This is a genomic window from Streptomyces sp. CA-251247, from assembly GCF_050952975.1.
In the GTDB taxonomy this organism is placed as follows: Bacteria; Actinomycetota; Actinomycetes; order Streptomycetales; family Streptomycetaceae; genus Streptomyces; species Streptomyces achmelvichensis.
In genome coordinates this window covers 4,873,419-4,896,559 of the sequence record NZ_CP191861.1, presented here as the reverse complement: position 1 = coordinate 4,896,559, position 23,141 = coordinate 4,873,419, and the positions used below count along the sequence as shown (strand labels likewise).

Genomic DNA, 23,141 nt, shown 5'->3' with positions numbered 1-23,141 from the left:
TGCTCCCAACAGGTTTAGGATGCGCGGCATGAGCTTTGGGCAGGGGGGACCTCAGTGGGGGTCCGGTGCACAGAACCAGGATCCGTACAACTCCCGTCAGGGAGCGTCGGATCCGTTCGATCCCTTCGGCGCGCGTTCGTCCCGTACGGGAGACACGCCGGACTGGGCCGCGCTCGCCGACGCCTCCGCGACCCGCGCCCGCCGCAGGCGATGGCTGCTGATCGGCGGCGGAGCACTCGCCACGGCCGCGATCGCGGGCATCGTGGCGACGGCGATCGTCTCCTCGGGCGACGGCAACAACACGGCGTCCGACAACTCGTCCGGTCAGCTGCCCGGGGCTCCGGCGCTGCCCAGTGACTCCACGCGGCCCGAGCCGTCGTTCTCCTCGGTCGCGCCGCTGCCGCCGCCGAACCCGAAGGACTTCATCTCCAGCGAGAAGAAGGACACGGCGCCGCTGAGCGTCGAGACCCTCTTCCCGGGCAAGAAGCTGACCATGGGCAACCGGGTCTACGCCAAGGGTGCGAGCGCCCGCACCGGCACCTGCTCGTCGGCCACCCAGGGCGCTCTGGGCGGGGTCCTCGAGAAGAACGGCTGCGACCAGGTCTTCCGCGCCACCTACAGCAAGGACGGCATCGCGGTCACCGTCGGTGTCGCGGTCTTCGGGCTGGAGGCCGAGGCGAAGAAGGCCGTCGCCCAGGCGCGCGGCAATGTCGCCCCGCTGCCGGGCGCCGGTGTGCCGAGCTTCTGCAAGGGCGGCCCGGTGTGCCGTTTCACGGCCAACTCCTACGGCCGCTACGCCTACTTCACCGCGACCGGCTACACCAAGGCCAAGTCGGTCACCAAGGGCGACACCAAGGCGTTCCAGACCGGTGACGACCTGGCGGAGTTCACCTTCCGCCAGATCGTGCGCCGGGGTGAGGCCCAGGCCTCAGCAGCAGCCACCGCCCCCGCCGGCTGACCCGGGCAGCGTCCGCCGGTTGCGTGCCTCCAGATTGCGCGCGGCGAGCAACTCGTCGGCGGGGTAGCCCACTTCCTCCAGCGTGAGGCCGTGCGGGCGTACGACATGGACGGCCGAGTCCCGTACGCCCGCGGCCAGCACCTTCGCCGGCCACTCCACCGGCCGGTGCCCGTCCCCCACGAACAACAGCGCACCCACCAGTGAGCGCACCATGTTGTGGCAGAAGGCATCGGCCCTGACGGTCGCCGTGATGACGCCGGAGGCGTCCCGCTCCCAGTCGAGCCGCTGGAGCGTGCGGATGGTCGTGGCACCCTCACGCTTCTTGCAGTAGGCCGCGAAGTCGTGCTCCCCCACCAGCCGTTCGGCCGCGGCGTTCATCGCGTCGACGTCCAACGGCCAGTCGTGCCACAGCACATGACCGCGCAGCAGCGGGTCGACCCCGCCGGGGTGGTCGGTCACCCGGTACGCGTAACGCCGCCAGACGGCCGAGAACCGGGCGTTGAACCCCTCCGGGGCCTCCTGGGCCCGCCAGACCCGCACATCGCGCGAGAGGCGCCCTGCAAGCCGCTTCAGCAGCTTCTCCCGGTGCTCGGCCCACAGTTCCTCGGGCAGATCGACGTGCGCCACCTGACCGCGGGCGTGCACACCGGCGTCGGTGCGCCCGGCGACGGTCAGCTCGTACGTCCGGGAGGAGCGCGTCACCGTGCGCAGCGCGTCCTCGATCTCCCCCTGGACCGTACGCCGGCCGCCGGCCTGCTTGGCCCAGCCGGAGAAGTCCTTGCCGTCGTAACTCAGATCCAGTCTCAGCCGTACGTGTCCCGGCAGTGCCTCGTCACTCACAAACAGATCCTCTCGCAAGGCGGAACGCGAGAGCGGGCCCGCCCCGAAGGGCGGACCCGCTCACAGCACGGCAGGGCCTCAGGCGTCCTTGGACGCCTCGTCCGCCGGCTTGGCGTCCTCGACGACCTCGGCCTCGGCGGACGCGTCCTTCTTGAGGGCGTCCTCCTTGACCGCACGCTTGGTCGCGGCCTCGGCCTCGTCGACGGTCGCCTTCTTCGCGATCTCGCCCTCGACCAGCTCGATCACGGCCATCGGGGCGTTGTCGCCGCGACGGCCACCGATCTTGGTGATCCGGGTGTAGCCACCCGGGCGCTCGGCGTACCGCGGAGCGATCTCGGTGAAGAGCGTGTGCACGATGCCCTTGTCCGTGATCGTCTGCAGGACCAGGCGACGGTTGTGGATGTCGCCCTTCTTCGCCTTGGTGATCAGACGCTCCGCGACCGGACGAAGGCGACGGGCCTTGGCCTCGGTCGTGGTGATGCGGCCGTGCTCGAACAGCTGCTTCGCGAGGTTCGCGAGGAGCAGACGCTCGTGCGCGGCGCTGCCGCCCAGACGGGCGCCCTTGGCGGGCTTCGGCATGGTGTTTCTCCTTGTGTGCTGCACCGGCCGTATCAGGTACCGGTGTCAGTTCCCCCGTGGCGGACGCCACGGGGAAGGCGTGCGAGAGCCGTCAGGCTCAGTACTGCTCGGTCTCCACGAAGCCCGCGTCCGCGTCGTCGTCGGCGCCGAAGGCGTCGGCGGCGGCGGTCGGGTCGAATCCGGGCGGGCTGTCCTTGAGGGCCAGGCCCATGCCGGCCAGCTTCGCCTTGACCTCGTCGATCGACTTCGCACCGAAGTTGCGGATGTCGAGCAGGTCCGCCTCGGAACGCGCCACGAGCTCACCCACGGAGTGGATGCCCTCGCGCTTGAGGCAGTTGTACGAACGGACCGTGAGCTCGAGCTCCTCGATCGGCAGGGCCAGATCGGCGGCGAGCGCGGCGTCCGTCGGGGACGGGCCCATGTCGATGCCCTCGGCGTCGATGTTGAGCTCGCGCGCCAGACCGAACAGCTCGACCAGGGTCTTACCGGCGGAGGCCATGGCGTCACGGGGACGCATCGCCTGCTTGGTCTCGACGTCGACGATCAGCTTGTCGAAGTCGGTGCGCTGCTCGACACGGGTCGCCTCGACCTTGTACGTGACCTTGAGCACCGGGGAGTAGATGGAGTCGACCGGGATACGGCCGATCTCCTGGCCCACCTGCTTGTTCTGCACGGCGGAGACGTAACCGCGACCGCGCTCGACGGTCAGCTCCATCTCCAGCTTGCCCTTGCCGTTCAGCGTGGCGAGGACCAGGTCGGGGTTGTGCACCTCGACACCGGCCGGGGGCGCGATGTCGGCGGCGGTGACCAGACCCGGGCCCTGCTTGCGCAGGTACATCACGACCGGCTCGTCGTGCTCCGAGGAGACGACCAGCTGCTTGATGTTGAGGATGAGGTCGGTGACGTCCTCCTTGACGCCCGGCACGGTGGTGAACTCGTGCAGGACACCGTCGATACGGATGGACGTGACCGCCGCACCCGGGATCGAGGAGAGGAGCGTACGGCGGAGGGAGTTGCCGAGGGTGTAGCCGAAGCCCGGCTCCAGCGGCTCGATCACGAACCGGGAGCGGTATTCGTCGACGACCTCTTCGGTCAGCGAGGGACGCTGAGCGATCAGCATGTCTGTGATCCTTTTTGTCGTGGACGCCCGCTATTTGACGTCCGACGGGTACTGCGTACTGCAAGGGTACGGGCGGTACGTCTCTTTCGAGGCGTACCGCCCGGCACTCAGGTCAAGCGGTCGCTGAAGGTCAGACGCGACGGCGCTTGGGGGGACGGCAGCCGTTGTGCGGCGTGGGGGTGACGTCCTGGATGGAACCGACCTCGAGGCCCGTGGCCTGGAGGGAACGGATCGCGGTCTCACGGCCGGAGCCGGGACCCTTGACGAAGACGTCGACCTTGCGCATGCCGTGCTCCTGCGCGCGACGGGCGGCCGACTCGGCGGCCATCTGCGCGGCGAAGGGGGTGGACTTGCGCGAGCCCTTGAAGCCGACGTGGCCGGCGGAGGCCCAGGAGATCACGTTGCCCGAGGGGTCCGTGATCGAGACGATCGTGTTGTTGAACGTGCTCTTGATGTGCGCGTGGCCGTGAGCGACGTTCTTCTTTTCCTTGCGGCGCACCTTCTTGGCAGCGCCCTGACGTCCCTTGGGGGGCATCTATTTCTCCTACAGGGAGGTGGTCGGTCCTACAGCGAAGACCGCTGATGAGCGTCCGCTGAGGACTACTTCTTGCCCGGCTTCTTCTTACCGGCGATGGCGCGACGCGGGCCCTTGCGGGTACGGGCGTTCGTGCTGGTGCGCTGACCGTGGACCGGCAGGCCACGACGGTGGCGCAGACCCTGGTAGCAGCCGATCTCGACCTTGCGGCGGATGTCGGCCTGGATCTCGCGGCGGAGGTCACCCTCGGTGCGGAGGTTGGCGTCCACGTACTCGCGGATCTTGACCAGGTCCTCTTCGGCCAGGTCACGAACGCGGGTGTTCGGGTTCACGTCGGTCGCGGAGAGAATCTCCTTCGACCGGGTGCGCCCGATACCGAAGACGTAGGTGAGTGCGATCTCCACACGCTTTTCGCGCGGGATGTCAACACCGGAAACGCGTGCCATTCAATGGCTCCTGTGTGATCGGGGGTCTTCCGCAGAACCGCTCCCGACCGCCGACCGCTTCGAGTGAAGCAGTGGTACGTCCGGGTCCCCGGCCCCCGCCGGAGGTGCCGCCGACCCCGTGCGGGGCTGGGCGGATTCTGCGTATGTACGAGATTGCTTGCGTCGCGCGAAGAACTGCGGAGTGCAGGTCGGTCGGCGTGCGTCAGCCCTGGCGCTGCTTGTGGCGCAGGTTGTCGCAGATGACCATGACCCGGCCGTGACGGCGGATCACCTTGCACTTGTCGCAGATCTTCTTGACGCTCGGCTTGACCTTCATGGGATGTGAGGTTCTCCGGGTCAGTGCCTTCACCCCGCGGACGGGGCAACGACAAGATCTACTTGTAGCGGTAGACGATCCGCCCACGCGTCAGGTCGTACGGAGAGAGCTCCACCACGACCCGGTCGTCCGGGAGGATACGGATGTAGTGCATCCGCATCTTGCCGGAGATGTGCGCGAGGACCTTGTGACCGTTCTGGAGCTCCACCTTGAACATGGCGTTCGGGAGGGACTCGATCACGGTGCCCTCAATCTCGATGGCACCTTGCTTCTTGGCCACGCTTCGCCCTTCGAATCGGCTACCTTGATCGACTCCAGTGGCCGCATGCAGACACACGGGTACACCAGAGCCGACGCATCAGTCTACGTCAGGCCATCCGAAAAGACGAATCCGGGAAGTTTGCCCATTGACGTAGATCGTTACTCCGCTCACGGCGTCAGGACGACGCCAGAGGATCCGGCGCCGTGGTGATCCCGAACTCGGCCAGCTTCGCCCGGCCGCCGTCGGGCGCGGTGAGGACCAGCGGTCCCTCCTCCGTGAGCGCCACGGAGTGCTCCCAGTGCGAGGACCAGGTGCCGTCCGTCGTGATGACGGTCCAGTCGTCCGCGAGCACCTCGGTCCGCGGGGTGCCCAGCGAGACCATCGGTTCGATCGCCAGACAGAAACCGGGGACGAGCTTCGGGCCCTTGCCGCGCTTGCGCGCGACGTAGTTCAGCAGATGCGGGTCCATGTGCATCTCGGTGCCGATGCCGTGGCCGCCGTAGTCCTCGATGATCCCGTACCGGCCGCCGCCGGGCTTGGGCTGCCGGCGGATGTACGTCTCGATGGCACGGGAGACGTCCACCAGGCGGTTGCCGTTCTTCATCGCGGCGATACCGGCCCACATGGACTCCTCGGTGACCCGCGAGAGCTCCACCAGCTCCGGCGCGTGCCCGCTGCCGACGAAGACGGTGTACGCGGCGTCGCCGTGCCAGCCGTCGATGATCGCGCCGGCGTCGACCGAGATGATGTCGCCGTCCTTGAGAACGGTCTTCTCATCGGGGATGCCGTGGACGACCACCTCGTTGACCGAGGTGCAGATCGTGGCGGGGAACCCGCCGTACCCGAGGAAGTTCGACTTGGCGCCGTGGTCGGCGATCACCTTGCGGGCGACCTCGTCCAGATCCTTCGTCGACGCACCGGGGACGGCTGCCTCACGTGTCGCCGCGTGGATCGCGGCGACGACCAGCCCCGCCTCGCGCATCTTCGCGATCTGCTCCGGGGTCTTGATCTGCACCATGGCCTTTGCCTTCCACCTCTGCACGTCGTCGTCACTCTGGCTCAACAGTACGGCCGCGGGGTCCGTCGGACACCGCGGCCGTACTGGTACTGCACGTACTGCTCAGGCCTTCTGGAGCTTCTCCAGCGCTTCCATCGCCCGCTTGGTCACGTCGGTGACCTTGCCGAGCGCCGAGATCGTGACCACGAGGCCCTGATTCCGGTAGTAGTCGATGATCGGCTCCGTCTGCGTGTGGTACACCTCGAGCCGCTTGCGCACGGTCTCCTCGGAGTCGTCGTCACGCTGGTACAGGTCGCCACCGCAGGTGTCGCAGACACCTTCCTGCTTCGGCGGCGAGTACGACACGTGGAAGACGTGGCTCGAGTCGTTGCGGCAGATACGGCGGCCGGCGATGCGCCGCACGACCTCGTCCTCGGGGACCTCCAGGTCCAGCACCGCGTCCAGCGTGATGCCCTCGGACTTCAGCATCTCGTCGAGCGCCTCGGCCTGCGAGACGTTCCGCGGGAAGCCGTCCAGCAGGAAGCCGTTGCGGGCGTCCGGCTGCGCCATGCGGTCCTTCGCCATCGCGATGGTGACCTCGTCCGGCACCAGTTCACCGGCGTCCATGTAGGACTTGGCCTTGCGGCCCAGCTCGGTGCCCTGGCTGATGTTGGCGCGGAAGAGGTCGCCCGTGGAGATGTGCGGGATCGACAGGTTGTTGGCAAGGTACGCAGCCTGCGTTCCCTTGCCGGCACCGGGCGGCCCGACGAGGACGATTCGCATCAGCGGAGGAACCCTTCGTAATTACGCTGCTGGAGCTGGCTCTCGATCTGCTTCACGGTCTCCAGACCCACACCCACGATGATGAGGATGCTCGTCCCGCCGAACGGGAAGTTCTGGTTCGCGCCTCCGAAGCCCGCCAACGCCATCGTCGGAACAAGAGCAATCAGACCCAGGTACAGCGAGCCCGGCCAAGTGATCCTGTTGAGCACGTAGCTCAGATACTCGGCAGTAGGTCGACCTGCCCGGATACCCGGGATGAAGCCACCATACTTCTTCATGTTGTCGGCAACTTCTTCGGGGTTGAAGGAGATAGCCACATAGAAGAAGGCGAAGAAGACAATCAGGAGGAAGTACGTGGCGATGTAGTAAGGGTGATCACCCTTGACGAAATGCGCCTCGATCCAGGTCTTCCAGCCGGACTGCGAGCTCGAGAACTGCGCCACCAGCGCCGGGATGTACAGCAGCGACGAGGCGAAGATGACCGGAATCACACCGGCCTGGTTCACCTTGAGCGGGATGTACGTGGACGTACCGCCGTAGGACCGCCGCCCGATCATGCGCTTCGCGTACTGCACCGGGATGCGGCGCTGCGCCTGTTCGACGAAGACGACCAGGGCCACCATCACGAAGCCGATCAGGATGACGGTGCCGAACTCGATCCAGCCCTTTGCGAGCTTGCCGCTCTGCTTGATCGCCCAGAGAGCGCCGGGGAAGCCGGCGGCGATCGAGATGAACATCAGGATCGACATGCCGTTGCCGATGCCCCGGTCGGTGATCAGCTCACCGAGCCACATGACGGCGGCGGTACCCGCGGTCATGGTCACCACCATGACGATGGTGGTGAAGATCGACCGGTCGGGAACGATCTGGTTGGCCACCTGACAGCCGCTGAACAACGCACCGCTGCGAGCCGTCGCCACAAGACCGGTGCCCTGCAGCACGGCGAGGGCGACAGTGAGGTAGCGGGTGTACTGCGTGATCTTCGCCGTGCCGGACTGGCCCTCCTTCTTGAGGGCCTCGAGCCGTGGGATCACGACGGTCAGCAGCTGCAGGATGATGCTCGCCGTGATGTACGGCATGATGCCGAGCGCGAAGATGGTGATCTGCAGCAGCGCTCCGCCGCTGAACATGTTCACCAGCCCGAACAGGCTGTTGTTGTTCTTCTGCGCGGCGTCCACACAAATCTGCACATTGCCGTAGTCGACACCCGGAACCGGGATGTGCGATCCGAGCCGGTACAAAACGATGATGGCGAGTGTGAAGAGCAGCTTCTTGCGCAGGTCGGGCGTCTTGAACGCCCGGGCGAACGCGGTGAGCACGGTGCCTCCTGCGACCCCCGCGCTACTGCGTCAGAGGTGACGGTCTTGAGGATCGACGAATACGAAACAGGCAATCCGCACGATCTTAGTCGGACAGACCGCACGGTCCGGGGGCAGTAACCCCCTTGTTACAGCAACAGTGCACGCCACCTTACCGGCGGATGTGCCCCCCTAGGAACGACCAACCGGGGATGCCCCATTTGAGAGGCATCCCCGGTCGGTGTTTCAGCTTTCAGCCACTGAACTCGTCTCAGACGAGCTCGGTGACGGTGCCGCCGGCAGCGGCAATCTTCTCCTTGGCGGAGCCGGAGACGGCGTCGACCGTCACCTGCAGCGCCACGGAAAGCTCGCCCTGGCCAAGGACCTTGACGAGGCTGTTCTTGCGAACCGCACCCTTGGCGACCAGATCGGCCACCGTGACTTCGCCACCCTCGGGGTAGAGCGAAGAGAGCTTGTCCAGGTTGACAACCTGGTACTCGGTACGGAACGGGTTCTTGAAGCCCTTGAGCTTCGGGAGACGCATGTGGAGGGGCATCTGCCCACCCTCGAAACGCTCCGGAACCTGGTAACGGGCCTTGGTGCCCTTGGTTCCACGACCAGCGGTCTTACCCTTGGACGCCTCACCACGACCCACACGGGTCTTGGCGGTCTTGGCACCCGGGGCGGGCCGGAGGTTGTGGACCTTCAGCGGGTTGTTCTCCGCCATGTCAGTCGACCTCCTCAACCGTCACGAGGTGGCGGACGGTGTGCACCATTCCGCGGAACTCGGGGCGGTCCTCCTTGACAACCACGTCGTGCAGGCGCTTGAGCCCGAGCGAACGCAGGGTGTCGCGGTGGTTCTGCTTGCTGCCGATGTAGGACTTCGTCTGCGTGATCTTGAGGCGGGCCATTACGCACCCGCTCCCGCACGTGCACGAAGCAGAGCCGCGGGAGCGACGTCCTCGAGGGGCAGACCACGGCGAGCCGCGATCTCCTCGGGACGCTGCAGACCCTTGAGGGCCGCCACGGTCGCGTGCACGATGTTGATCGCGTTGGACGAGCCAAGCGACTTCGACAGGATGTCGTGAACGCCGGCGCACTCGAGCACGGCGCGCACCGGGCCACCGGCGATAACACCGGTACCGGGGGAAGCCGGCTTCAGCAGCACGACGCCCGCGGCACGCTCACCCGTGATGGGGTGCGGGATGGTGCCCTGGATACGGGGGACCTTGAAGAAGTGCTTCTTGGCCTCCTCAACACCCTTGGCGATGGCGGCCGGCACCTCCTTGGCCTTGCCGTAACCGACACCTACGGTGCCGTCACCGTCTCCGACCACGACGAGCGCGGTGAAGCTGAAGCGACGACCACCCTTGACAACCTTGGCGACGCGGTTGATCGCGACAACGCGCTCAACGTACGCGGTCTTCTCGGCGGCAGCTGCGCCACCGTCGCGACCCTTCCGGTCCCGCCGCTCGCCGCCACCGGCACCGCTTCCGCGGCGCTGGGGTCCAGCCATTGGAATTACCTCTCTCTGTTACGTCCGTTAGTCCCGGAACCGGGGCTCAGAACTTCAGCCCGGCTTCGCGGGCGGCGTCAGCCAGAGCGGCAATGCGCCCGGCGTACCTGTTGCCACCACGGTCGAACACGACAGCCTCGACACCGGCAGCCTTCGCACGCTCGGCAACGAGCGCGCCGACCTGCTTGGCCTGGGCGCTCTTGTCGCCCTCGCCACCGCGGATCGAGGTGTCCAGGGTCGACGCCGACGCGAGCGTGTGGCCCGCGATGTCGTCGATGACCTGCGCCACGATGTTGCGGTTGGAGCGCGTCACGACGAGGCGCGGACGCTCCGGCGTGCCGGAGACGTGCTTACGGACGCGGATGTGACGACGCTTGATGGCGGCGCGCTTGTACGCGTCACCCTTGGCGATCTTTACACCGTATGCCATGGCTTACTTACCCGCCTTTCCGACCTTGCGGCGGATGACCTCGCCCGCGTACTTGACGCCCTTGGCCTTGTACGGGTCGGGCTTACGCAGCTTGCGGATGTTAGCGGCGACCTCGCCGACCTTCTGCTTGTCGATGCCCTCGACCGAGAACTTGGTCGGCGACTCGACCTTGAAGGAGATGCCCTCGGGCGCCTCCACCAGGATCGAGTGGCTGTAGCCGAGCTGGAACTCCAGGTTGGAGCCCTTCGCGGCGACGCGGTAACCGACACCGCTGATCTCGAGCGCCTTCGTGTATCCCTGGGTCACACCGGTGATCATGTTCGCCACCAGCGTGCGGGACAGGCCGTGGAGGGCCTTGTTCTGACGCTCGTCGTTGGGGCGGGTGACGTTGAGAACGCCGTCCTCACCCTTAACAATCTCGATCGGCGCGGCGACGGTGTGCGCGAGGGACCCCTTGGGGCCCTTCACCGCGACCGTGCGGCCATCGATGGTGACGTCCACACCGGCGGGAACCTGGATGGGGAGCTTGCCGATACGCGACATGAGCTTTTCCTCCGTTCCCGACTACCAGACGTAGGCGAGGACTTCCCCACCCACGCCCTTCTTCTGAGCCTGCTGGCCGGTCAGGAGACCGTGGGACGTGGAGATGATCGCCACGCCCAGGCCGCCGAGAACCTTCGGCAGATTGGTGGACTTCGCGTACACGCGCAGACCCGGCTTCGAAATCCGCTTGATGCCGGCGATCGAGCGCTCGCGGTTCGGGCCGAACTTCAGCTCGAGGACGAGGTTCTTGCCGACCTCGGCGTCCTCGACCTTCCAGCCGGTGATGAAGCCCTCCTGCTGGAGGATCTCCGCGATGTGCGACTTGATCTTGCTGTGCGGCATCACGACGGAGTCGTGGTACGCCGAGTTTGCGTTACGCAGACGCGTGAGCATGTCTGCGATCGGATCAGTCATGGTCATGAATTGGCCTTCGGCCTCTCTCGCCGGGGTTTCCTGTATGCGCCATCCCTCTCCCCACTCAGTGGCGGGACGGGTGCGGTGCGGGGACCTACGGCGTAGTAAGTCGTACGGGCGGCGGACGCCCAACCCCACAAGCCTACGGCATGTGAGGGAGGGCTCCCGCCGACCAGATGCTTACCGAGAGTCTCCGGGAATTCCCAAGAAGGGAATTACCAGGAGCTCTTGGTCACGCCCGGCAGCTCGCCACGGTGAGCCATCTCACGAAGGCACACGCGGCACAGGCCGAACTTGCGGTAGACGGAGTGGGGACGACCGCAACGCTGGCAGCGCGTGTAGCCACGCACGCCAAACTTGGGCTTGCGGGCGGCCTTGGCAATGAGAGCCTTCTTCGCCACGGCTCACGCCTCCTTGAACGGGAAGCCGAGGTGACGAAGGAGGGCGCGGCCCTCATCGTCGTTGGTCGCCGTGGTGACCACGGTGATGTCCATACCCCGGACGCGGTCGATCTTGTCCTGGTCGATCTCGTGGAACATGACCTGCTCCGTGAGACCGAAGGTGTAGTTGCCACGGCCGTCGAACTGCTTGGGAGACAGACCACGGAAGTCGCGGATGCGCGGAAGCGCGAGCGACAGGGTGCGGTCCAGGAACTCCCACATGCGGTCGCCACGAAGCGTGACGTGGGCACCGATCGGCTGGCCCTCACGCAGCTTGAACTGCGCGATGGACTTACGGGCCTTGGTGACGGCCGGCTTCTGGCCGGTGATCGTGGTGAGGTCCTTGATGGCACCGTCGATCAGCTTGGAGTCGCGGGCGGCGTCGCCCACACCCATGTTGACCACGATCTTGACGAGGCCGGGAACCTGCATGACGTTCTCGTAGGAGAACTCCTCACGCAGCTTGCCGGTGATCTCCTCGCGGTACTTCGTCTTGAGACGCGGAGTGGTGGTGGTAGCCATCAGATGTCCTCACCCGTCCGCTTGGCAACGCGGATCTTGTTGCCCTCGTCGTCGAAGCGGTAACCGACGCGCGTGACGACCTTGTTGCCGTCCTTCTCCACGACGAGCTGAACGTTGCTCACGTGAACAGGGGCCTCGGTCGTGACGATGCCACCGGTCTGCGAACCGCGAGCGGTCTGACCGGCCTTGGTGTGCTTCTTGACCCGGTTGACACCCTCGACCAGGACGCGGTCCTCACGGGGGAAGGCCGCGATGACCTTGCCCTGCTTGCCCTTGTCCTTGCCGGTGATGACCTGAACCAGGTCGCCCTTCTTGATCTTCATGCTTACAGCACCTCCGGCGCGAGCGAGATGATCTTCATGAACTTCTTCTCGCGCAGCTCACGGCCCACCGGGCCGAAGATACGGGTGCCGCGAGGGTCGCCGTCGTTCTTGAGAATGACAGCGGCGTTCTCGTCGAAGCGGATGTACGAGCCGTCCTGGCGGCGGCGCTCCTTCACGGTGCGAACGATGACCGCCTTGACGACGTCACCCTTCTTCACGTTGCCACCGGGGATCGCGTCCTTGACGGTGGCGACGATGACGTCACCGATGCCCGCGTAGCGGCGGCCGGAACCACCGAGAACACGGATGCAAAGGATCTCCTTGGCACCAGTGTTGTCGGCGACACGCAGCCGCGACTCCTGCTGGATCACGTCTATCTCCTGATCGTCTGCCGGTTCCCGGCAGGGGCACCTGGGTGCCCCTGCCGAGCCTGGCGGAACTGTCCTGAGGGAAACCCCTCAGGGATTCTGTTTCTCAGCGGTCCCCTCGCGGGAACTACTTGGCCTTCTCGAGGATCTCGACGATGCGCCAGCGCTTGGTCGCCGACAGCGGACGCGTCTCCATGATGAGGACGCGGTCGCCGACGCCGGCAGCGTTCTGCTCGTCGTGCGCCTTGAGCTTGTTCGTACGGCGGATGACCTTGCCGTACAGCGCGTGCTTGACGCGGTCCTCGACGGCGACGACGACGGTCTTGTCCATCTTGTCGCTGACGACGAGACCCTCACGGGTCTTGCGGAATCCGCGCGTTTCGGTCTTCTCAGTCACGTTGCTCTCGCTCATCAGGCGCTCTCCACCGTCTCGATGCCCAGCTCGCGCTCACGCATGAGGGTGTAGATCCGCGCGATGTCCTTGCGGACGGCCTTGAGCCGGCCATGGTTCTCGAGCTGACCGGTCGCCGCCTGGAAGCGGAGGTTGAACAGCTCTTCCTTGGCCTCGCTGAGCTTGGCAACAAGCTCCTCGTTGCCCAGTTCGCGCAGCTCGGACGCCTTGGTACCGGTAGACATCACGACTCACCTGCCTCGCGCCGAACGATCCGGCACTTCATCGGAAGCTTGTGAGCAGCGCGGGTAAGCGCCTCACGCGCAATCTTCTCGTTCGGGTAGGACAGCTCGAACATCACCCGACCGGGATGAACGTTCGCGACCCACCACTCCGGGGAACCCTTACCGGAACCCATGCGGGTCTCGGCAGGCTTCTTCGTCAGCGGGCGGTCCGGGTAGATGTTGATCCAGACCTTGCCGCCACGCTTGATGTGGCGGGTCATCGCGATACGAGCCGCCTCGATCTGGCGGTTGGTCACGTACGCCGGAGTCATGGCCTGGATGCCGTACTCGCCGAACGCAACCGTCGTACCACCCTTGGCCATACCGCGGCGCTTGGGGTGGTGCTGCTTGCGGTGCTTGACCCTACGGGGGATCAGCATTTCGGTCAGGCCTCCGTTCCAGTGCTCTCAGCCGGAGCGGCAGCGGCGGCGGGAGCGTCGGCCTTGGGGGCCTCCGCAGCCGGCGCGGACTGCTGCTGCGGCTTGCGGCCGCGACCGCCACCACGCTCGCCACCACGGCCACCGCGGCCGCCGGCCGGGCGGTCGGCGCCGCCACGAGCCGGACGGTTACCGGCGCGCGCAGCGGCGTTCTCGGCGCGGACCTCGGCGATGTTCTTGACGTCGCCCTTGTAGATCCAGACCTTCACACCGATACGGCCGAAGGTCGTCTTGGCCTCGAAGAAGCCGTAGTCGACGTTCGCGCGGAGCGTGTGCAGGGGCACACGGCCCTCGCGGTAGAACTCCGAGCGGGACATCTCGGCGCCACCGAGACGGCCACCGCACTGGATCTTGATGCCCTTGGCGCCGGCCTTCATCGAGCTCTGCATCGACTTGCGCATCGCACGACGGAAGGAGACGCGGGAGGAGAGCTGCTCGGCGACGGCCTGGGCCACCAGCTGAGCGTCCACCTCGGGGTTCTTGACCTCGAGGATGTTCAGCTGAACCTGCTTGCCGGTCAGCTTCTCCAGCTCGCCGCGGATGCGGTCCGCCTCGGCGCCGCGGCGGCCGATGACGATGCCCGGACGAGCGGTGTGGATGTCAACGCGGACGCGGTCGCGGGTGCGCTCGATCTCAACCTTCGAGATGCCGGCCCGCTCCATGCCCTTCGTCATCATGCGACGAATGGCGACGTCTTCCTTGACGTAGTCCTTGTACAGCTTGTCGGCGTACCAACGGGACTTGAAGTCCGTGGTGATGCCGAGCCGGAACCCATGCGGGTTAACCTTCTGGCCCATTACCGGGTTCCTTCCTTGCTGCTGACGACCACGGTGATGTGGCTGGTCCGCTTACGGATCCGGTAGGCACGGCCCTGAGCACGCGGACGGAACCGCTTCAGGGTCGGACCCTCGTCCACGTACGCCTCGCTGATAACCAGCGAAGAGGCATCACTGTGGTCGTAGTTGTGTGCAGCGTTGGCAATGGCGCTGTCCAGCACCTTGCCAACCGGCACGCTCGCGGCCTGCGGGGCGAAACGCAGGACCGCCTGAGCCTCCGTGGCATCCATGCCACGGATGAGGTCCACCACTCGGCGGGCCTTCATGGGCGTGACGCGGATGTACCGCGCCTGGGCCCTGGCTTCCATGGTTGTCCCTTCGGTGTAAGTCATAGTCAGTCACCCCGCCTTAGCGGCGCTTCGACTTCCGGTCGTCCTTGACGTGGCCGCGGAAGGTGCGAGTCGGCGAGAACTCGCCGAGCTTGTGGCCGACCATCGACTCGGTGACGAACACCGGGACGTGGATCTTGCCGTTGTGCACCGCGATGGTGTGACCCAGCATGGCCGGGACGATCATCGAGCGACGGGACCAGGTCTTGATGACGTTCTTGGAACCTGCTTCGTTCTGGACATCCACCTTCTTGATCAGGTGGTCGTCGACGAAGGGCCCCTTCTTGAGACTGCGCGGCATCTAAACCCGCTCCTAGCGCTTCTTGTTCGTCTTGCGGCGGCGGACGATGTACTTGTTGCTCGCCTTCTTGGGAGAACGAGTACGACCCTCCTTCTGACCCCACGGGCTGACCGGGTGGCGACCACCGGAGGTCTTGCCCTCACCACCACCGTGCGGGTGGTCAACCGGGTTCATCGCGACACCGCGGACGGTCGGGCGGACGCCCTTCCAGCGCAGGCGGCCGGCCTTGCCCCAGTTGATGTTCGACTGCTCGGCGTTGCCGACCTCGCCGATGGTGGCGCGGCAGCGGACGTCGACCAGGCGAATCTCGCCGGACGGCATACGCAGGTGGGCCATCTGGCCCTCCTTCGCCAGCAGCTGCACGGAGGCACCCGCGGAGCGGGCGAACTTCGCGCCGCCGCCGGGCCGCAGCTCGATGGCGTGGATGGTCGTACCGACCGGGATGTTGCGCAGCGCCAGGTTGTTGCCGGGCTTGATGTCGGCGGCCGGGCCGTTCTCGACACGGTCGCCCTGCGACAGGCCACGCGGCGCGATGATGTAGCGCTTCTCGCCGTCTGCGTAGTGCAGGAGCGCGATGCGCGCGGTGCGGTTCGGGTCGTACTCGATGTGAGCGACCTTGGCCGGCACGCCGTCCTTGTCGTGACGACGGAAGTCGATCACGCGGTAGGCGCGCTTGTGGCCACCGCCCTGGTGACGGACAGTCACACGACCGGTGTTGTTACGGCCGCCCTTGCTGTGCAGGGGGCGGACCAGCGACTTCTCCGGCGTGGACCGCGTGATCTCGACAAAGTCGGCGACGCTGGAGCCACGACGGCCCGGGGTCGTCGGCTTGTACTTGCGGATACCCATTTCTCAGTCCTCGTCCGATTCCGGACGACTCGACCTCCGTCAGGAGGTCGGGCCGCCGAAGATGTCGATACGGTCGCCCTCGGCGAGGGTCACGATGGCGCGCTTCGTGTCGGAGCGCTTGCCGAAACCGGTGCGGGTGCGCTTGCGCTTGCCCTGGCGGTTGATCGTGTTGACCCCGGTGACCTTGACCGAGAAGACCGCCTCGACGGCCTGCTTGATCTGGGTCTTGTTCGCGCGCGGGTCGACGATGAACGTGTACTTGTTCTCGTCCAGAAGCGCGTAGCTCTTCTCGGACACAACCGGCTTGACAAGAATGTCGCGCGGGTCCGAGTACGTCTTGCTGGTGACGACGGCCTCAGTCATCAGGCGTCGCTCCCTTCGGTCTCTTCGTTCCGAGCGGGGGCGCCGGACACGAAGGACTCGAAAGCGGCCTGAGTGAAGACCACGTCGTCGGAGACGAGCACGTCGTACGTGTTCAGCTGCCCCGGATCCAGGATGTGCACCTGGGGCAGGTTGCGGGCGGAGAGCCACGCGGCCTCGTCAGAGCGGTCGACGACCAGGAGCAGGTTCTTGCGCTCCGAGATCTTGCCGAACAGCGTCTTGGCAGCCTTGGTGGAGATCTCACCCTCGATCACGCCGGTGACGACGTGGATGCGGGAGTTGCGGGCCCGGTCGGTGAGGGCACCGCGCAGGGCGGCGGCCTTCATCTTCTTCGGGGTCCGCTGCGAGTAGTCACGCGGGGTGGGGCCGTGAACGACGCCACCGCCGGCGAACTGCGGCGCACGGGTCGAACCCTGACGGGCGCGGCCGGTGCCCTTCTGGCGGTAAGGCTTCTTGCCACCACCGCGGACCTCGCCACGACGCTTGACCTTGTGCGTGCCCTGACGGGCGGCGGCCAGCTGCGCGACGACGACCTGGTGGATCAGCGGGATGCTGACCTTGGCGTCGAAGATCTCGGCCGGGAGCTCAACGGTCCCGGACTTGTCGCCCGCGGGCGACAGAATGTCAATGGTGCTCATAGTCCTCAGGCCCCCTTGGCCGCAGTGCGGACCAGGACCAGGCCGCCGTTGGGACCAGGAACCGCGCCCTTGATGAGCAGCAGGCCCTTCTCCGCGTCAACGGCGTGAACGGTCAGGTTCTGGGTGGTGACCCGCTCGTTGCCCATGCGGCCCGCCATACGGAGGCCCTTGAACACACGGCCCGGGGTGGCACAGCCACCGATGGAGCCGGGAGAGCGGTGCTTGCGCTGGGTGCCGTGACCGGCGCCGAGGCCCTTGAAGTTGTGACGCTTCATGACACCGGCGAAGCCCTTGCCCTTGCTCTTGCCCGTGACGTCAACCTTGACGCCGGACTCGAACACCTCGGCAGTGATCTCCTGGCCGAGCGTGTACTCGGCAGCATCGGAGGTACGGAGCTCCACCAGGTGGCGGCGGGGGGTCACGTCGGCCTTGGCGAAGTGGCCCTTGAGGGGCTTGTTCACCTTGCGAGGGTCGATCTCGCCGAAGGCGATCTGGACCGACTCGTAGCCGTCGGAGTCATTCGTACGGACCTGGGTGACAACACACGGCCCGGCCTTGACAACGGTCACCGGGACGACACGGTTGTTCTCGTCCCAGACCTGGGTCATGCCGAGCTTCTCGCCCAGGACGCCCTTGATCTGCTTTGCCATCTCTTCCGCGCCTCTCAGAGCTTGATCTCGATGTCGACGCCGGCCGGAAGGTCCAGGCGCATCAACGAGTCAACGGTCTTGGGCGTCGGGTCGAGAATGTCGATCAGGCGCTTGTGCGTGCGCATCTCGAAGTGCTCGCGCGAGTCCTTGTACTTGTGCGGCGACTTGATGACGCAGTACACGTTCTTCTCAGTGGGCAGCGGCACCGGGCCTGCGACCGACGCACCAGTACGCGTCACCGTCTCGACGATCTTCTTCGCCGAAGAGTCGATGACCTCGTGGTCGTAGGCCTTGAGCCGGATGCGGATCTTCTGTCCCGCCATGGCTACTCAGTAGTCCTGTCTCTCGTAACGCTCCGGAACTCGGCGGGTACTGCATTCTTCTCCGACCCCCGCGGTCGGGCGTGTCGCACTCCCTCTACGAAGATCTCCCGAAGGATTTCCCAACCAAGGGGGTGCGGGCCTGAGCCGCGCATCGGGGGAAGAACACCCACCGAGTGCCTGGTCGGTACCCCGCTGACACTTCCCGGAAGATTCCCGTACGTCCGCTCCAGCGCTGCCCGGTGGGCAGTTGGAGCGACGAGTACTGTGGGACTCGCTTCCGGTCCTCCCGGCGGGAGGCGCGCAGCATCGGCACTCAACCGAGCAACCCGGATAGTCTGCCATACAGGCCCGCGCCCTGGCCAATCGAGCCGAAGAGGTTACCCCCGCGGCTTTTGCTGTCAAACCCCGGCGCGCGCACCACGGGACCACGGGAGCCCCCGGCCACGCCGTGGACACCCCGCCGCCCGTCCGGCCGTGGACGCCTCCACCGGCGCTAATTCGTTCGAGCAACGCCTCCCCGGGCTCCTACAGTTGCCGGCACATCGTCGTCACCGGGGGGCCGATCACCATGCGGACGCACTATCCGCGGACACCGCATCTGCCGTGGTCGCCGGGCCTCTCCCCCGACGATGTGCGGACCGCCGACCTGTCCGGACTGGCCGGCCGCGAGGTCGTCGTCACCGAGAAGCTCGACGGCGAGAACACCACCCTGTACGCCGACGGACTGCACGCCCGGTCGCCGGACTCCGGCCACCACCCCTCGCGTGCCTGGGTCAAGGCCCTCCAGGGCCGCATCGGCCACGCGGTCCCCGCGGGCTGGCGCGTGTGCGGCGAGAACATGTACGCCCGCCACTCACTCGCGTACGAGAACCTCGACAGCTTCTTCTACGGCTTCTCCGTGTGGGACGCCGACGGCCGCTGTCTCGACTGGGACCGGACCGTGGCCTTCCTGCGCGGGCTGGGGATCCCGGTGCCCCCGGTGCTGTGGCGCGGGGTCCTCGACGGCCGCGGCGAGCGGGCCCTGCGCGCCCTGAACCTCGACCTCGCCCGTCAGGAGGGCTACGTCGTGCGGACCGCCGACGGCTTCGGCCCCGAGGACTTCGGGCGGCGCATGGCCAAGTGGGTGCGGCGCGGGCATGTGCAGACGGACACGCACTGGATGTACGCCGCCGTGGTGGAGAACGGGCGCGGGCCGGCGGCGGCGCTGTGGGACGTCCGGTCCGGGGGCACGCCGGGGGCCGCCGCCCTGTCGGCCGGCCTCGGACTGCGCGCGGGAGACACTCGCGACGAGGCGGTCGTGACCGAGGTGTCCGCGGCACTCGACGTGCTCGGGCGCACCGGCGACGACCGGCTCGCCGGCGTTCTGGCCGCACTGCTGCACCGCAGCCCGCGGTCCCGGGTGGGAGCGCATCTCGCCGTCTCCCAGGGCATGGGGACGGCCCGTGAGGTCGCCGACCTCGTCGGGCTCCAGGCCCGGCTGCACCGGCCCTACCCGGACGAGGAGCGGCGCACCGGGCTGGTGCGGATGTCGTACGCCGCCGACCTCGGCGTCCTGCACGCCGTCGCCCGGGCGACGGCCGAGGACACCGGGGCACGCGAGCAGGTGGACTGGTCCGCGCTGCACGCGGAGGGCGTCGGCGGCCTGGACGGTCTGCGGGAGACGTTCGCGGACCTGGAGCCGGACGCGGCGGCCCGGTGCGTGGCCGAGGCACGTGAGGCGTACGCCCTGGGGAAGATCACGTCCGCCGATGAGGCCGTCGCCGCGACATGGCGATGGCGTTCCGGGGACTTCCCGCGGCTGATCCAGACGGTCGGCCCGTCGGGCAGCGGGAAGAGCACCTTCGCCCGCGGGCTTCCCGGAATCGACGCCTACATCTCGCTGGACGACCTGCGCGAGGCACGCGGGTCGCGCGCCGACCAGAAGGCCAACGGTGACGTGCTGCGCGCCGGACTCGACCGGCTGGACGCGGCTCTCGCGGCCGGTGGGACCGTGGTGTGGGACGCCACGTCGCTCAACGCGCACCAGCGCTCGCTGGTGCACTCCGTCGCGCGCCGGCGCGACGCCCTGACCACGCACGCCGTGGCACTCGTCGACGAGGAGGAACTGGTCCGGCGCAACGCGCGGCGGACGCACCCCGTCCCGCCCGAGGTCCTCGCCTCACAGGTGCACCGGTTCTCCCCGCCGTACCCCGGCCAGGCGCACCGCACCTGGTACATCGGCGCGAGCGGGACCGTGGAGGAGGAGGCGTAGATGCGCACCAGCGAGGAGATCTACCACCGGGTCCGCTGGGACGCACGGTTCGATCCGGCGCGCTTCGTGGTCGGGATCAACCAGCGCGGGGCGGCCCCCAAGCGAATGCCGCTGGCCGCCTTCGTGCCCGGCGGCGACATTCCGTGGCACCGGGTGCTGTTCTTCGAGGCGGACGGCGAGGTGGTGTGGGACAGAGCCACGGGAGCGGACCGCATCGACGCGACCGATGCCGGGCGGGTGCGCAGTCCCCGGCGGCTGCGGGCGCCCTTCTTCACGGCGCGGACGCCGTACGCGTGGAAGCGCGACGGGTGGGTGCCGACGACAGCACCCGGGAGCGTGCCGACGGCCGCCGGTCTGCGGGTCCTGACCTGGAACACCCTCTGGGACCGCTACGACAGCGACCGCATCGACACCGCCGCGCGCCGGCCGCTTCTCCTGGCGGCCCTGCGCGAGGCCGACGCCGACGTCATCGCCCTCCAGGAGGTCGAACCGAAGCTCGCCGCCCTGCTGATGGCGGAGCCGTGGGTGCGCGACGGCTGGACCCTCGGGACCGATCCCCTGGGCAGGGACATCGCCGACCACGGGCTTCTGCTGCTCAGCCGGCTGCCCGTGCGGGAGGCGGGGCACCACGGCCTCGGGCCGCACAAGGCGGTCACAGCGCTCGTCGTCGAGACCGCCACCGGCCCGGTCGTGGTCGCCGCGACCCACCTCAGCAGCGACCACTCCGCCGACGGCGCCGGCCGCAGGGAGGCCGAGCTCGCCCGGCTCGCCGAAGGGCTGGCGGGCGTGGAGGGCGACGTGGTCCTGGCCGGTGACTTCAACGAGAGCGGGAGCGGGCCGCAGACGGCGCTCGGGATGCGGGACGCCTGGAGCGACGTGCACGGTCCCGAGGACCGGACACCCACCTTCGACCCGGGCGCCAATCCGCTGGCGGCCGTCTCGTCGCTCACGGGACGCGTGTCCCGGCTGGACCGGGTGCTGCTGCGGACGCAGGACCTGCGAGCGCTCTCCGCCGTGCTCCACGGGGACACCCCGACGACGGGCGGACTGTTCGTCTCCGACCACTACGGCGTCGCCGTGGATCTGGGTCCGCCCGCCGGCGGGCCCCCGGACGCGCTCGACGACCGGCCGACGCCCCGTACGGCGGTGGCCTGGATCCCGCCGCGGGACCTCTGGCCGCCCGTACAGGCGATCCGTGCGGAGCACGACCCTCAGATCCACCGCTGGCCGCCGCACGTGAACCTGCTCTTCGGGTTCGTGCCGGAGGACGCCTTCGAACGGGCCGCTCCCGCGCTGTCCGCCGCGGCTGCCGCGATTGATCCCTTCGACGCCCGCCTCGAAGGGGTGCACAGCTTCGGGCACCGCGAGGACGCGACCGTGTGGCTGGACCCGGCGGCCGCGGACGAGGAGCCGTGGACGCGGCTGCGGAGCACGCTGGAGACGTACTTTCCGCGCTGCCGGGGCCGTCGCGAGGGGTACACCCCGCATCTGAGCCTGGGCCGGACACACGATCCGCACGCCCTCGCGGCCGCGTGCACGGCACGCCTCGACGCGATGCCGGCGAAGGTCGGGGAGCTGGCGCTGCTCTCGCGGCGGGGCGACGAGCCGATGCGGGTACGGGCGACCGTCACGCTGGGAACGGGCGAGATGCGCTGGACCGACGAGGCCCCGGACCCGGCCCTGCCCGGTCCCCCGGACGACGACGCGTCCGCCCGGCGAACCCTGAAGCGGCTCTCGGACGCCCTCGCCGACGGCGTCGTCCACCTGGTCGGCTCACGGCGCATGGGCTGCGCGCTGCCCGGCGCCGATCTGGACCTGGTGGCCGCGCTGCCCGGCTCCCCCGATCCGGCCGAGGTACGGGCCAGGGTGGCGGCCGCGCTGCCGGAAGCCACCGGGCTGCGCCAGGTGATCGGGGCACGCGTCCCCGGGCTGCGGCTGCGGGCCGACGGCCTGGACGTCGATCTCGTCGTCGTGGGCACGGGCTCGCTGCCCGCGGACGAAGCGGTGGAACGGCGGGCCGAACTGGGCGACGCGGCAGCGGTGGCGCTCAGCGCGGTGAGCGACGCGGAAGCCGTTGCCGCGACCGCCGGTGAGCACCCGGAGGCCTTCGCCCGGCTCGCCCGTGAGGTCAAGGCCTGGGCGCGCGCCCGCGGACTGGACTCGGCGCCCTTCGGCGGGCTGCCGGGCCTCGGATGGGCCGTGCTGGCCGCACACACCGTGCGCGAGGCGGGAGCGCTTCCGCCCGCCGGACTGCTCCGGCACTTCTTCGCCACCTGGGCCGCGTGGAACTGGAGCGAGCCGGTCGGCGGACCCGGCACGGACCTGCCCGTGACGGTCACGACTCCGAGCGCACCGGTCCGCCCCTGCACCGAGCAGATCAGCGCCGGCGGCCGCGACCTGCTCACGCGGGAGCTCTTCCGCGCCTGGGAGACGGTGGAGTCGACACCCGGCCCCTGGCCGGGGCTCCTCGCCCCGCCGCCGCTGCACCGGCGCCACGAGGCCTGGGCCGTCGTCACCGTGGCACCGGGCCCCGACGAAGGCCGCGTCCGCGGCCGTATGCGGGCGCTGCTGACCGCACTGGAGGACGCCGGTGCGACGGATCTCCACGCCTGGCCGCGCCCGTTCACCACGGACCCCGTCCGCTACGCCATCGGCCTGGGCTCCACCCCACCGGACCGCGCCCGGCTCGCGGAGATCGCCGACAGGTGGCTGCGCGGACTGCCGGGCACGACCCTCACCCGTGGCGACAACGGCGACGTCCCGACCCTGCGCTGACAACCC

At 68.0% G+C, this 23,141-nt stretch carries 34 protein-coding genes; 3 read left to right on the top strand and 31 right to left on the bottom strand.

The window, feature by feature from the left end:
* Window positions 1-28: 28 nt before the first annotated feature.
* On the top strand, window positions 29-958 hold the full coding sequence (locus tag ACQPWZ_RS21750) for a hypothetical protein (protein WP_433572172.1): 930 nt from the start codon (window positions 29-31) through the stop codon (window positions 956-958).
* On the opposite strand, the gene truA is transcribed toward ACQPWZ_RS21750, so the two are convergent.
* The 31 genes from truA to rpsJ form a co-directional block, all read right to left on the bottom strand.
* Entirely contained in the window at window positions 929-1,798 is an 870-nt protein-coding gene (gene truA, locus ACQPWZ_RS21745; protein ID WP_340474791.1) for a tRNA pseudouridine(38-40) synthase TruA, read from the bottom strand. The two genes, ACQPWZ_RS21750 and truA, sit on opposite strands and share 30 nt — an antisense overlap.
* 78 nt (window positions 1,799-1,876) lie before the next feature.
* Entirely contained in the window at window positions 1,877-2,377 is a 501-nt protein-coding gene (gene rplQ / locus ACQPWZ_RS21740; RefSeq protein ID WP_327681277.1) for a 50S ribosomal protein L17, read from the bottom strand.
* Window positions 2,378-2,474: 97 nt separating this feature from the next.
* Window positions 2,475-3,497 (bottom strand): DNA-directed RNA polymerase subunit alpha, encoded by a 1,023-nt coding sequence (locus tag ACQPWZ_RS21735; protein ID WP_003956430.1) that lies wholly within the window; start codon window positions 3,495-3,497, stop codon window positions 2,475-2,477.
* 130 nt (window positions 3,498-3,627) lie between these two features.
* Window positions 3,628-4,032 (bottom strand): 30S ribosomal protein S11, encoded by a 405-nt coding sequence (gene rpsK, locus ACQPWZ_RS21730; protein ID WP_003956432.1) that lies wholly within the window; start codon window positions 4,030-4,032, stop codon window positions 3,628-3,630.
* A gap of 65 nt (window positions 4,033-4,097) precedes the next feature.
* The gene (gene rpsM, locus ACQPWZ_RS21725) at window positions 4,098-4,478 is read right to left on the bottom strand and encodes a 30S ribosomal protein S13 (RefSeq protein WP_313944675.1); all 381 of its coding nucleotides are present in this window, start codon (window positions 4,476-4,478) and stop codon (window positions 4,098-4,100) included.
* Window positions 4,479-4,680: 202 nt separating this feature from the next.
* Window positions 4,681-4,794, bottom strand: a complete 114-nt coding sequence (rpmJ, locus tag ACQPWZ_RS21720; protein ID WP_003956441.1) for a 50S ribosomal protein L36 — start codon at window positions 4,792-4,794, stop codon at window positions 4,681-4,683.
* A 58-nt stretch (window positions 4,795-4,852) separates the two neighbouring features.
* Window positions 4,853-5,074, bottom strand: coding sequence for a translation initiation factor IF-1 (infA, locus tag ACQPWZ_RS21715; protein ID WP_003956442.1), 222 nt, complete (start codon window positions 5,072-5,074; stop codon window positions 4,853-4,855).
* A gap of 157 nt (window positions 5,075-5,231) precedes the next feature.
* Window positions 5,232-6,074 carry a type I methionyl aminopeptidase gene (gene map, locus ACQPWZ_RS21710; protein ID WP_327681282.1) on the bottom strand — a complete coding sequence of 281 codons (843 nt, stop codon included), beginning with the start codon at window positions 6,072-6,074 and terminating at the stop codon, window positions 5,232-5,234.
* 102 nt (window positions 6,075-6,176) lie between these two features.
* Entirely contained in the window at window positions 6,177-6,836 is a 660-nt protein-coding gene (locus ACQPWZ_RS21705; RefSeq protein ID WP_340474790.1) for an adenylate kinase, read from the bottom strand.
* Window positions 6,836-8,155 carry a preprotein translocase subunit SecY gene (gene secY, locus ACQPWZ_RS21700; protein WP_352205679.1) on the bottom strand — a complete coding sequence of 440 codons (1,320 nt, stop codon included), beginning with the start codon at window positions 8,153-8,155 and terminating at the stop codon, window positions 6,836-6,838. Before secY ends, ACQPWZ_RS21705 begins: the two co-directional genes overlap by 1 nt.
* A 250-nt stretch (window positions 8,156-8,405) precedes the next feature.
* A complete protein-coding gene (gene rplO / locus ACQPWZ_RS21695; protein ID WP_313944679.1) occupies window positions 8,406-8,861 on the bottom strand; it encodes a 50S ribosomal protein L15 in 456 nt (151 codons plus the stop codon).
* 1 nt (window position 8,862) lies between these two features.
* On the bottom strand, window positions 8,863-9,045 hold the full coding sequence (gene rpmD / locus ACQPWZ_RS21690; RefSeq protein WP_018550611.1) for a 50S ribosomal protein L30: 183 nt from the start codon (window positions 9,043-9,045) through the stop codon (window positions 8,863-8,865).
* Window positions 9,045-9,650 (bottom strand): 30S ribosomal protein S5, encoded by a 606-nt coding sequence (gene rpsE, locus ACQPWZ_RS21685; RefSeq protein WP_313944680.1) that lies wholly within the window; start codon window positions 9,648-9,650, stop codon window positions 9,045-9,047. Before rpsE ends, rpmD begins: the two co-directional genes overlap by 1 nt.
* Before the next feature lie 46 nt (window positions 9,651-9,696).
* The gene (gene rplR / locus ACQPWZ_RS21680) at window positions 9,697-10,080 is read right to left on the bottom strand and encodes a 50S ribosomal protein L18 (RefSeq protein WP_313944681.1); all 384 of its coding nucleotides are present in this window, start codon (window positions 10,078-10,080) and stop codon (window positions 9,697-9,699) included.
* Between the two features lie 3 nt (window positions 10,081-10,083).
* Window positions 10,084-10,623, bottom strand: coding sequence for a 50S ribosomal protein L6 (gene rplF / locus ACQPWZ_RS21675; RefSeq protein ID WP_313944682.1), 540 nt, complete (start codon window positions 10,621-10,623; stop codon window positions 10,084-10,086).
* A 21-nt stretch (window positions 10,624-10,644) separates the two neighbouring features.
* Entirely contained in the window at window positions 10,645-11,043 is a 399-nt protein-coding gene (gene rpsH / locus ACQPWZ_RS21670) for a 30S ribosomal protein S8 (protein WP_005313538.1), read from the bottom strand.
* Window positions 11,044-11,252: 209 nt separating this feature from the next.
* Window positions 11,253-11,438 (bottom strand): type Z 30S ribosomal protein S14, encoded by a 186-nt coding sequence (locus tag ACQPWZ_RS21665; RefSeq protein WP_003948630.1) that lies wholly within the window; start codon window positions 11,436-11,438, stop codon window positions 11,253-11,255.
* 3 nt (window positions 11,439-11,441) lie between these two features.
* The gene (rplE, locus tag ACQPWZ_RS21660; RefSeq protein WP_313944683.1) at window positions 11,442-11,999 is read right to left on the bottom strand and encodes a 50S ribosomal protein L5; all 558 of its coding nucleotides are present in this window, start codon (window positions 11,997-11,999) and stop codon (window positions 11,442-11,444) included.
* The gene (gene rplX, locus ACQPWZ_RS21655; protein ID WP_142214201.1) at window positions 11,999-12,322 is read right to left on the bottom strand and encodes a 50S ribosomal protein L24; all 324 of its coding nucleotides are present in this window, start codon (window positions 12,320-12,322) and stop codon (window positions 11,999-12,001) included. Before rplX ends, rplE begins: the two co-directional genes overlap by 1 nt.
* A gap of 2 nt (window positions 12,323-12,324) precedes the next feature.
* Window positions 12,325-12,693: a 50S ribosomal protein L14 gene (rplN, locus tag ACQPWZ_RS21650; RefSeq protein ID WP_003956455.1), complete on the bottom strand. Its 369-nt coding sequence runs from the start codon at window positions 12,691-12,693 to the stop codon at window positions 12,325-12,327.
* Window positions 12,694-12,817: 124 nt separating this feature from the next.
* Window positions 12,818-13,102, bottom strand: coding sequence for a 30S ribosomal protein S17 (gene rpsQ, locus ACQPWZ_RS21645; protein WP_313944684.1), 285 nt, complete (start codon window positions 13,100-13,102; stop codon window positions 12,818-12,820).
* The gene (gene rpmC, locus ACQPWZ_RS21640; RefSeq protein WP_340474765.1) at window positions 13,102-13,326 is read right to left on the bottom strand and encodes a 50S ribosomal protein L29; all 225 of its coding nucleotides are present in this window, start codon (window positions 13,324-13,326) and stop codon (window positions 13,102-13,104) included. The genes rpsQ and rpmC overlap by 1 nt, the downstream gene beginning before the upstream one ends.
* Window positions 13,326-13,745 carry a 50S ribosomal protein L16 gene (rplP, locus tag ACQPWZ_RS21635; protein ID WP_313944685.1) on the bottom strand — a complete coding sequence of 140 codons (420 nt, stop codon included), beginning with the start codon at window positions 13,743-13,745 and terminating at the stop codon, window positions 13,326-13,328. Before rplP ends, rpmC begins: the two co-directional genes overlap by 1 nt.
* Window positions 13,746-13,750: 5 nt before the next feature.
* Window positions 13,751-14,599 (bottom strand): 30S ribosomal protein S3, encoded by an 849-nt coding sequence (gene rpsC, locus ACQPWZ_RS21630; protein WP_313944686.1) that lies wholly within the window; start codon window positions 14,597-14,599, stop codon window positions 13,751-13,753.
* A complete protein-coding gene (rplV, locus tag ACQPWZ_RS21625; protein WP_016645177.1) occupies window positions 14,599-14,946 on the bottom strand; it encodes a 50S ribosomal protein L22 in 348 nt (115 codons plus the stop codon). Before rplV ends, rpsC begins: the two co-directional genes overlap by 1 nt.
* Window positions 14,947-14,986: 40 nt before the next feature.
* On the bottom strand, window positions 14,987-15,268 hold the full coding sequence (gene rpsS / locus ACQPWZ_RS21620) for a 30S ribosomal protein S19 (RefSeq protein ID WP_340474764.1): 282 nt from the start codon (window positions 15,266-15,268) through the stop codon (window positions 14,987-14,989).
* Window positions 15,269-15,280: 12 nt separating this feature from the next.
* Complete coding sequence (rplB, locus tag ACQPWZ_RS21615; RefSeq protein WP_142214206.1) at window positions 15,281-16,117, bottom strand: 50S ribosomal protein L2; 837 nt, start codon at window positions 16,115-16,117, stop codon at window positions 15,281-15,283.
* Window positions 16,118-16,156: 39 nt separating this feature from the next.
* A complete protein-coding gene (gene rplW, locus ACQPWZ_RS21610) occupies window positions 16,157-16,480 on the bottom strand; it encodes a 50S ribosomal protein L23 (RefSeq protein WP_313944687.1) in 324 nt (107 codons plus the stop codon).
* Window positions 16,480-17,136 carry a 50S ribosomal protein L4 gene (gene rplD, locus ACQPWZ_RS21605; RefSeq protein WP_340474763.1) on the bottom strand — a complete coding sequence of 219 codons (657 nt, stop codon included), beginning with the start codon at window positions 17,134-17,136 and terminating at the stop codon, window positions 16,480-16,482. The genes rplW and rplD overlap by 1 nt, the downstream gene beginning before the upstream one ends.
* 5 nt (window positions 17,137-17,141) lie before the next feature.
* On the bottom strand, window positions 17,142-17,786 hold the full coding sequence (gene rplC, locus ACQPWZ_RS21600; RefSeq protein ID WP_313944689.1) for a 50S ribosomal protein L3: 645 nt from the start codon (window positions 17,784-17,786) through the stop codon (window positions 17,142-17,144).
* 14 nt (window positions 17,787-17,800) lie between these two features.
* On the bottom strand, window positions 17,801-18,109 hold the full coding sequence (gene rpsJ / locus ACQPWZ_RS21595) for a 30S ribosomal protein S10 (protein WP_003948644.1): 309 nt from the start codon (window positions 18,107-18,109) through the stop codon (window positions 17,801-17,803).
* Between the two features lie 568 nt (window positions 18,110-18,677).
* Here rpsJ and ACQPWZ_RS21590 point away from each other — a divergent pair.
* Together ACQPWZ_RS21590 and ACQPWZ_RS21585 are read left to right on the top strand one after the other, a co-directional pair.
* The gene (locus ACQPWZ_RS21590) at window positions 18,678-20,360 is read left to right on the top strand and encodes an RNA ligase family protein (protein WP_433572171.1); all 1,683 of its coding nucleotides are present in this window, start codon (window positions 18,678-18,680) and stop codon (window positions 20,358-20,360) included.
* Window positions 20,361-23,135, top strand: a complete 2,775-nt coding sequence (locus ACQPWZ_RS21585) for a poly(A) polymerase (protein ID WP_433572170.1) — start codon at window positions 20,361-20,363, stop codon at window positions 23,133-23,135. It abuts the gene before it with no gap.
* Window positions 23,136-23,141: the final 6 nt, after the last annotated feature.

Coding starts and splice junctions, on each gene's coding strand:
- ACQPWZ_RS21750 (WP_433572172.1), top strand. CDS start 29: ATGAGCTTTGGGCAGGGGGGACCTCAGTGGGGGTCCGGTGCACAGAAC.
- rpsS (WP_340474764.1), bottom strand. CDS start 15,268: ATGCCGCGCAGTCTCAAGAAGGGGCCCTTCGTCGACGACCACCTGATC.
- rpmC (WP_340474765.1), bottom strand. CDS start 13,326: ATGTCTACCGGTACCAAGGCGTCCGAGCTGCGCGAACTGGGCAACGAG.
- rpsJ (WP_003948644.1), bottom strand. CDS start 18,109: ATGGCGGGACAGAAGATCCGCATCCGGCTCAAGGCCTACGACCACGAG.
- rplX (WP_142214201.1), bottom strand. CDS start 12,322: ATGAAGATCAAGAAGGGCGACCTGGTTCAGGTCATCACCGGCAAGGAC.
- rplD (WP_340474763.1), bottom strand. CDS start 17,136: ATGAGCACCATTGACATTCTGTCGCCCGCGGGCGACAAGTCCGGGACC.
- rplE (WP_313944683.1), bottom strand. CDS start 11,999: ATGGCTACCACCACCACTCCGCGTCTCAAGACGAAGTACCGCGAGGAG.
- rpsQ (WP_313944684.1), bottom strand. CDS start 13,102: ATGAGCGAGAGCAACGTGACTGAGAAGACCGAAACGCGCGGATTCCGC.
- map (WP_327681282.1), bottom strand. CDS start 6,074: ATGGTGCAGATCAAGACCCCGGAGCAGATCGCGAAGATGCGCGAGGCG.
- rpsK (WP_003956432.1), bottom strand. CDS start 4,032: ATGCCCCCCAAGGGACGTCAGGGCGCTGCCAAGAAGGTGCGCCGCAAG.
- rplV (WP_016645177.1), bottom strand. CDS start 14,946: ATGGAAGCCAGGGCCCAGGCGCGGTACATCCGCGTCACGCCCATGAAG.
- ACQPWZ_RS21590 (WP_433572171.1), top strand. CDS start 18,678: ATGCGGACGCACTATCCGCGGACACCGCATCTGCCGTGGTCGCCGGGC.
- rpsM (WP_313944675.1), bottom strand. CDS start 4,478: ATGGCACGCGTTTCCGGTGTTGACATCCCGCGCGAAAAGCGTGTGGAG.
- rpsC (WP_313944686.1), bottom strand. CDS start 14,599: ATGGGCCAGAAGGTTAACCCGCATGGGTTCCGGCTCGGCATCACCACG.
- ACQPWZ_RS21705 (WP_340474790.1), bottom strand. CDS start 6,836: ATGCGAATCGTCCTCGTCGGGCCGCCCGGTGCCGGCAAGGGAACGCAG.
- rpsH (WP_005313538.1), bottom strand. CDS start 11,043: ATGACCATGACTGATCCGATCGCAGACATGCTCACGCGTCTGCGTAAC.
- rplQ (WP_327681277.1), bottom strand. CDS start 2,377: ATGCCGAAGCCCGCCAAGGGCGCCCGTCTGGGCGGCAGCGCCGCGCAC.
- rplO (WP_313944679.1), bottom strand. CDS start 8,861: ATGGCGGAGAACAACCCGCTGAAGGTCCACAACCTCCGGCCCGCCCCG.
- rpsE (WP_313944680.1), bottom strand. CDS start 9,650: ATGGCTGGACCCCAGCGCCGCGGAAGCGGTGCCGGTGGCGGCGAGCGG.
- rplR (WP_313944681.1), bottom strand. CDS start 10,080: ATGGCATACGGTGTAAAGATCGCCAAGGGTGACGCGTACAAGCGCGCC.
- rplF (WP_313944682.1), bottom strand. CDS start 10,623: ATGTCGCGTATCGGCAAGCTCCCCATCCAGGTTCCCGCCGGTGTGGAC.
- rpmD (WP_018550611.1), bottom strand. CDS start 9,045: ATGGCCCGCCTCAAGATCACGCAGACGAAGTCCTACATCGGCAGCAAG.
- rplC (WP_313944689.1), bottom strand. CDS start 17,786: ATGGCAAAGCAGATCAAGGGCGTCCTGGGCGAGAAGCTCGGCATGACC.
- rplP (WP_313944685.1), bottom strand. CDS start 13,745: ATGCTGATCCCCCGTAGGGTCAAGCACCGCAAGCAGCACCACCCCAAG.
- ACQPWZ_RS21585 (WP_433572170.1), top strand. CDS start 20,361: ATGCGCACCAGCGAGGAGATCTACCACCGGGTCCGCTGGGACGCACGG.
- rplW (WP_313944687.1), bottom strand. CDS start 16,480: ATGACTGAGGCCGTCGTCACCAGCAAGACGTACTCGGACCCGCGCGAC.
- rpmJ (WP_003956441.1), bottom strand. CDS start 4,794: ATGAAGGTCAAGCCGAGCGTCAAGAAGATCTGCGACAAGTGCAAGGTG.
- ACQPWZ_RS21735 (WP_003956430.1), bottom strand. CDS start 3,497: ATGCTGATCGCTCAGCGTCCCTCGCTGACCGAAGAGGTCGTCGACGAA.
- rplB (WP_142214206.1), bottom strand. CDS start 16,117: ATGGGTATCCGCAAGTACAAGCCGACGACCCCGGGCCGTCGTGGCTCC.